The sequence below is a fragment of the Nguyenibacter vanlangensis genome (assembly GCF_013376155.1).
In the GTDB taxonomy this organism is placed as follows: domain Bacteria; phylum Pseudomonadota; class Alphaproteobacteria; order Acetobacterales; family Acetobacteraceae; genus Gluconacetobacter; species Gluconacetobacter vanlangensis.
The window spans coordinates 1-1325 of record NZ_JABXXP010000741.1 but is presented as its reverse complement, the minus strand read 5'-3'; the positions used below and the strand labels follow the sequence as shown (position 1 = coordinate 1325).

General features: G+C 66.6%; 1 protein-coding gene. It reads left to right on the top strand.

Annotated elements, in window-relative coordinates:
* Nucleotides 1–372: 372 nt before the first annotated feature.
* Nucleotides 373–1325, top strand: a 953-nt coding sequence (locus tag HUK84_RS18605) for a GGDEF domain-containing protein (RefSeq protein ID WP_176641551.1), incomplete at its 3' end; no start/stop codon positions are given.

Sequence of the window (1325 nt, the reverse complement as noted above, 5' to 3'; positions counted from 1 at the left end):
GGCGCTGCAGCAAGACGGCGACCCATCGGGCGGCAGCGTGCCGTGCATCATCACGGATGTCGCGCACCCGCTGCGGATCGCCGTGTGACCCCGGCCCGGGCGCTCGGCACGATGCGGCGACGGGACGAGTCGACACGGCGGCGCAATAATCGTATCTGACGGGCGCGCTAGTGTCCTGCTCGAGAAATTCTTATGAGAATTTCTCGGATCGGCAGGACATTAAAATATTGATTCTCGTGTCCTTTCGATTCCGAAATCCGCTTGCGACTTTCGGAATCGGGACAGCAGGGATGGTCCGGCTGAACGCCGCGGGTTCGGGTCCGGCGGCAGGATCGTCCGAAAAAGGGGGCCGAACCGGTCCAGATATCCATCATGCCCATCGCATCGCTGTCTCCCGGCCCGTTCATCGCGCTTGTCTGTCTGCTGATCACCGTTCTTTGCCATGCGGCGCGGCAATATCATCCCGAACCCGCCCTGCGGCTGCTGGGGATGGGGACCTTTGCCGGGGCGATCGGCCTGCCGCTGGTGATGATGCGGCCGCCGGTGCCGGAATGGGTCGCGATCCCGATCGGCAACAGTATCGTGCTGCTGGCGCTGGCGCTGTTCTGGCAGGCGACGATGCGGTTGTACGGGCGGCCGCTCTTTCGCTGGGGGCTGGCCGCGCCGGTGCTGCTGTGGCTGGGGCTTTGCGCCTTCGGGTGGTTCCGCCATTCCCTTGCGCTGCGGGTGGAGATCGCGATGGCGATGGTGGCGGGGCTGGTCTTCCTGCCGCTTTGCCGGTTGGCGCGGCCGCCGAGAGAGACCCGGACGCAACTGGCGCTGCTGGTGATCGGCGGCGTTCATGTCGTGTGCAGCGCGGTGCGCGGCCTGTTGACCGCCATGCCGGGGCTGTTTCCCTGGGAAGGGCTGGTGAACGCGGCGATCCCGTTCGAGATGCTGTCCTATGTCGTGCTGTGGCCCGGGCTGATGCTGATCCTGGTCGCGGAGCGGGCGATGCGGCAGGCCCGGACGATGGCGTTTCAGGACGACATGACCGGGGTGCTGAACCGGCGCGGCTTCTGGCAGGCGGCGGAGGCCCTGCCGCGACGCGGCGTGCTGCTGTTCGACATCGATCATTTCAAGCATATCAACGATACGTTCGGCCACGCGGCGGGGGATCGGGTCATCCGGCATTTCAGCACGGTCGCGACGGACGCCCTGGGTCCGGACATGCTGTTCGGCCGGATCGGCGGCGAGGAATTCGCCGCGGCGGTCAGCGGATTGTCGCATGAGGCGCTGTGCGCCGTGGCCGAGCGGGTGCGCCTGGCCTTCGCCGAAACCGTGAC